This is a genomic window from Pseudanabaena sp. 'Roaring Creek', from assembly GCF_001402795.1.
Classification (GTDB): Bacteria; Cyanobacteriota; Cyanobacteriia; order Pseudanabaenales; family Pseudanabaenaceae; genus Pseudanabaena.
In genome coordinates, this window is the sequence record NZ_LIRE01000257.1 from 1 (window position 1) to 4,758 (window position 4,758).

Consider the following 4,758-nt stretch of genomic DNA (forward strand, 5'->3'; position numbering starts at 1 on the left):
ACTCGTTTTGCTTCTTGAAAGTAGTGAAATAAATTCGCGATCGCTATATCAGACGATTGTTTAACTACATCTGCTTTTAAAGAGCTTTAGGGACTTGCGAGAGAATAAGATACCAATCCAGATTTGCCAGAATCGTTGGCGCGGCGGAGCCGCGCCAACGATTCTGGCTTTATATTTGGTACTTCATTAAATCGCAAGTCCCTTATGTCACAATATTAATTTTATGCGATATGCTAGTATTAGCATATTTGTAATGTGAGTATTTTACCTTTGAAACCTGTTGAGTGGATTGGGAGTTCGCTAGATGATTTAAAAAATTTCCCAGACGAGGTTCAGCAAGTTGTGGGTTATGCTTTGTACCTCGCTCAATGTGGAGATAAACATCCTTCTGCTAAGCCGCTTAAAGGATTTAAAGGTGCTGGGGTTGTGGAAGTAGTAGAAGATTTTGATGGAGACACTTATAGGGCAGTTTATACGATCAAATTTGCTGATGTTGTTTATGTTCTACATTCCTTCCAAAAAAAATCGAAACAGGGTATTGCTACTCCAAAGCAAGATATGGATTTGATTGAGGCAAGACTAAAACGGGCTAAAGAAAACTATGCTGAGCATTACAACAAGAAATAAATGGAGGTGTTAAATGACTGAAGAGATTAAGGTGCAAAAAAGTAGTGGTAATGTTTTTGCAGATTTGGGATTAGAGAATTCTGATGAGTTGCTGGTTAAAGCAGAACTTGCTTACAAAATCAGCAGTATCATTACTAAGTTAGGAATTACTCAAGTCGAAGCGGCTAAGCTATTGGGAATCGATCAGCCTAAGATGTCGGCTTTGATCAATGGCAAGTTATCGGGATTCTCGACTGTGAGGTTGTTTAGATTTTTGAATTCTCTAGGTCGTGATGTAGAGATTGTGGTGAAAGATAAGCCTAAATCGCGTTCTCAGGCTCGCACTCAGGTTGTGAGTGGATAAGGTGATGAGACTGTCAAGGTGATTTATTTCGCTTGTTGAAAGTAATGGTATAGATTAGCGATCGCTATATCAAACGATTATTTAACTACATCTGCTTTTAAAGCTACCAAATTGTTTGAATATTGGATAAATTTCTGATTTTATGGTCTTTGGTAACTAGAGGCAGATTAAGATAGAGAGAGGTTGCAGCAATAATGCGATCGCCCATTTCTGGAACAATTTCACGTGGGATTTGAGTAAAAGATTTGGCTACTGGGGTATCTAAGGGAACAACGAATAAGTTTACAATTGGATCGTCTATTAGTTGTAAAAGTTGCTCTAGTGAACTTGTGGGAATGCGATTTTTCTCAACTAAATAATTCATTTCTACAAGAGAAATTGCAGATATAAAAATTGATTCGCCGTTATTCAAGGCATTATCAAGGGAAGTTACTGCATTTGGTGATAACTTTTCGGGACTTCGCAGATACCAAATAATTGTGTGGGTGTCAGCAACAACGCTCATAGTTCAATATCCTTGGGGAAGTTTGCCCACATTTCTTTTCTGGCTGTAGAGAGTTCTTCTTCGGTGAGGTTAATATCTGCATTTGCCCATAAGCCTTTGATGCTTTTGCTTGGGGCTTTAGGCGCTGTTTTGGCTTGCAAAAATTCGGCAAATTCTAATAGTGCTTGTTGTTTTTCAGTTGGTAAGGTTTTGATGACTGCGATTAATTTTTCTTCGGTTTTAGGTAGTGTTTGCATAGTTTTGTTTTTTGAAAAATAAATTATTGGAAGTAGTGGTATAAATTCACGATCGCTATATAAATGAGCATTCAAGAGACTGAAGACGTTGCTATTTAGAATTTAGGATATAATCTCTGATTAATTTCTTGCAGAATACGCTGCCCTCTTTGGTAAAGAAATCTTGTATAGTTATCGTCCCATATGCCAAAGTTAATCAAGTCATCAATTAAGTGTGTTTGCATTGCAACATTAATCTTACTGTTCGACATTGAAAACTTTTTCATGTAAACACTTGGAGCCTTAGCTCTAATTTCGTTTTTATTGATATGAGCATCTACGATAGTTATATTTAGGACAGAATTTGCTAATCCTTCTTCAATTCCCTGTTTTTTTAAATAATTTTTAGGAAAAAAATGATGATAGTTTTTACTAGTGCTTACTTTTAACCAAGAGTTATCTAAAATTACAACTCCATTAGTTGCAAATGAGCGAGGTTCAAAATAACTGAGTATGCACAGTATTCCCTTACAGAAAGCATCACCTGTGGCAAATTTATGCACCTTTAAAATATCAACATTAAGGTTGACCTCTTCATTTAGGTAAGTTGGTTTAGAATCTTTCAGGATTTCATCTATTCTCTTTAGGTCAACAGTTATTTTTGCCTCAACTGATGATGAGAATCTATTGGAGAATGTAGCCCAGAAAAAGTATTGCGTTAATAATTTATCTTGATGTACAGTTATCCCATTAGACTTCTTCTTAAAAAAGAAATAAGTTAATGGAACTAGAAGTGTATTGTAGGGTAATAATCCAGAAACAACCACTCTAAGGCTACTTCTAAGATAATCAACAGCATCGAATAAGGCACTCTTGACCTGTTCCCATATATCAATAAACTCTTTTTTTCTCAATTTAAGAATATCTTGACGACGAATTTGTTGGCATAAGCAAGCTGATACGCATTGAAGCACCGTAATCTCAGGAATTGTATCGTAATTAGCGCTCTTCAAATCTTTACCTTTGTCGTCTTCACCTTCAATCAAACATTCATATTTTTTCGATAGGTCAAAGCCTCTAGTTTGATCGTAAGTTTTAGCTACCATAATTTCAAATAAAGTTAGCTCTTCGCCTCCTGTATTAATTCTTGTAAAAACTTCACAAGCTATATCTATTGGGTAGTCATTGATAACAATTGTAGAAAAATCATATCCAATTAGTCGGTTTTGATAAACCTCAATTTTCTTTACTTCTTCTTTGGAAAATCTATCAAGAAAGTCAATGATACTACCATTTAGCACTTCATATACTGATACAGATGGATACTTTGATGATGGTTCTATACCTACTACTTCATCATCAGTATCAATATCTAAGCTTATATCTATACAAATATCTTTGTAGTCAATTTGTTTGCCGTCTTTACTAATTACAAGCCCTTTTTTGACAGCATAAAGAGACGTAATTCTCTGTTGTCCATCCAATACATAGCTAGTCATGTCTCCTTTTGGAGTTTCAGGTAAGTTTGCATTGCCAACATTTTTAACACACCTTAACTCTTCTTTTGTCCTCCAAAATATAAAAGTCCCTATTGGGAATCCTTTGATAAGGCTATCAATTAACTTGGCTGTTTTCTCTTTTTCCCAAACAAAACTCCTTTGAAATTGAGGAATCTTTACACGTCCTTCGTCAATTTCATTAAATAAAGTTTGATATTTCTTACTTTGATTTTCTGGCTGTAGTAACATTTTTATTAAATTCTTAATTTTGAGAGAATCTTATCATTTTTTGACATTTTTGTTTAATAATCCTCAAAATTCAAGACTTACCTTTACAGCATTCAACTTACTATTATGCTCGATAACCTGATCATACTGCAATCGCCCAACTACAATCCCAGCATGAATCCCAAGCCTCTCAGCAAACTCAATCACATCCTCACGCGATCGCAGCGCACATAACTCCGCATCATACTCTGATGGAATTAAAAACTCCCTTGCCCAAGCATTTGCCTCATCCTCCTGCTGCGACTCAAGGCGATCGCCTTTTGCTTAATCTCATTCCAACTTAGCGGCATATCTGGAAACGTTACGGCACAATTTCAGATAATATTTATACTAGCATTTGTTTCCTAAAATTACCTATAATCAACTTGAGCAGAGGAAACAAGGGGCAAAAAACGATCGCCTACGTTCTCTAATTTCCACCAAAAAACAAGAATTTGAAAACACTTTAAGGAGATAAACAACTATGCTCAAAAGTTATGAAGTTGCCATTGAAGGCGATCGCATTACATGGCTAGGTGAAAAGCCAAACTTGCAGACAACTCGCGCCATTATTGTAATTGCCGAAGAAAATAAAGTCACCCAAATTAAAAGACGCTCTCCATCAAAAGTGATCGCAGGTAAAGGCAGAACATTAGGCGATATCGTCAGCCCCATCGTTGATGAAGAGGATTGGGAATGTCTGAAATAATTGTGCTGGATACTCATATTTGGTTTTGGCTGATGACAGAAGATCTTCAGAAAATTCCTGATTCTTGGCAAACATCGATCGAAACCGCACCTCAAGTTGGGGTGTCAGCAATATCTTGTTATGAAATTGCACTTGCATCTCAAAAAGGAAGACTAGAATTGCCATGTCCAGTATTAGAATGGCTTGAAGAAGCTCTGCTTCCATCAGGAATTGATTTATTTCCACTATCTCCAGCAATTACAGTCAGAGCAGTAAACCTATCTCCCATTCACAAAGATCCCTTCGATCGCCTAATCATCGCCACCGCCTTAGAATATGACGCAAAAATTGCCAGTGTTGATAGCTTATTTTCTAAATATCCCGAACTTGAGAATCGCCTAATGTAAACCTTAAAATTCAAGGTTTACCTTGAGATCGTTTAACTTAACTCACCTTACGCAGAAGTCTAAAAAGGTTTCAGGGATTGCCATTCCAAGTAAGATTGCTGCAAAGCCTTAATATACAATTTGGATTTGAGAGCAAAATGATTGAGCTTAGAATTGAGTTTAAGAACCTCCAATTTCACATATCCCCACAAAGATGCAAAGAAGTGA

Annotated in this window: 7 protein-coding genes; 4 read left to right on the plus strand and 3 right to left on the minus strand. The window is 36.3% G+C overall.

All coding sequences use genetic code 11. The features are described 5' to 3' along the window. The first annotated feature begins 255 nt into the window (after positions 1-255). Together AC805_RS08935 and AC805_RS08940 are read left to right on the plus strand one after the other, a co-directional pair. Entirely contained in the window at positions 256-627 is a 372-nt protein-coding gene (locus AC805_RS08935; protein ID WP_055075106.1) for a type II toxin-antitoxin system RelE/ParE family toxin, read from the plus strand. Positions 628-640: 13 nt separating this feature from the next. After that, on the plus strand, positions 641-970 hold the full coding sequence (locus tag AC805_RS08940) for a helix-turn-helix domain-containing protein (RefSeq protein WP_055075107.1): 330 nt from the start codon (positions 641-643) through the stop codon (positions 968-970). A gap of 103 nt (positions 971-1,073) precedes the next feature. Here AC805_RS08940 and AC805_RS08945 read toward each other — a convergent pair whose 3' ends face one another. The 3 genes from AC805_RS08945 to AC805_RS08955 form a co-directional block, all read right to left on the minus strand. Further along, on the minus strand, positions 1,074-1,475 hold the full coding sequence (locus AC805_RS08945; RefSeq protein WP_055075108.1) for a type II toxin-antitoxin system VapC family toxin: 402 nt from the start codon (positions 1,473-1,475) through the stop codon (positions 1,074-1,076). Continuing rightward, positions 1,472-1,711: a DUF2281 domain-containing protein gene (locus AC805_RS08950; protein ID WP_055075109.1), complete on the minus strand. Its 240-nt coding sequence runs from the start codon at positions 1,709-1,711 to the stop codon at positions 1,472-1,474. Before AC805_RS08950 ends, AC805_RS08945 begins: the two co-directional genes overlap by 4 nt. Positions 1,712-1,806: 95 nt before the next feature. Beyond that, positions 1,807-3,438, minus strand: a complete 1,632-nt coding sequence (locus AC805_RS08955; RefSeq protein WP_055075110.1) for a DUF262 domain-containing protein — start codon at positions 3,436-3,438, stop codon at positions 1,807-1,809. Between the two features lie 502 nt (positions 3,439-3,940). On the opposite strand from AC805_RS08955, the gene AC805_RS08960 reads away from it, so the two are divergent. Continuing rightward, positions 3,941-4,165: a hypothetical protein gene (locus AC805_RS08960; protein WP_055075111.1), complete on the plus strand. Its 225-nt coding sequence runs from the start codon at positions 3,941-3,943 to the stop codon at positions 4,163-4,165. Beyond that, positions 4,153-4,551 carry a type II toxin-antitoxin system VapC family toxin gene (locus tag AC805_RS08965; RefSeq protein WP_055075112.1) on the plus strand — a complete coding sequence of 133 codons (399 nt, stop codon included), beginning with the start codon at positions 4,153-4,155 and terminating at the stop codon, positions 4,549-4,551. Before AC805_RS08960 ends, AC805_RS08965 begins: the two co-directional genes overlap by 13 nt. The last annotated feature ends 207 nt before the right edge of the window (positions 4,552-4,758 follow it).

Excerpts from the sequence above, each read along its gene's own strand:
- AC805_RS08960 (WP_055075111.1), top strand. The coding sequence starts at position 3,941 with ATGCTCAAAAGTTATGAAGTTGCCATTGAAGGCGATCGCATTACATGG.
- AC805_RS08950 (WP_055075109.1), bottom strand. The coding sequence starts at position 1,711 with ATGCAAACACTACCTAAAACCGAAGAAAAATTAATCGCAGTCATCAAA.
- AC805_RS08965 (WP_055075112.1), top strand. The coding sequence starts at position 4,153 with ATGTCTGAAATAATTGTGCTGGATACTCATATTTGGTTTTGGCTGATG.
- AC805_RS08955 (WP_055075110.1), bottom strand. The coding sequence starts at position 3,438 with ATGTTACTACAGCCAGAAAATCAAAGTAAGAAATATCAAACTTTATTT.
- AC805_RS08940 (WP_055075107.1), top strand. The coding sequence starts at position 641 with ATGACTGAAGAGATTAAGGTGCAAAAAAGTAGTGGTAATGTTTTTGCA.
- AC805_RS08945 (WP_055075108.1), bottom strand. The coding sequence starts at position 1,475 with ATGAGCGTTGTTGCTGACACCCACACAATTATTTGGTATCTGCGAAGT.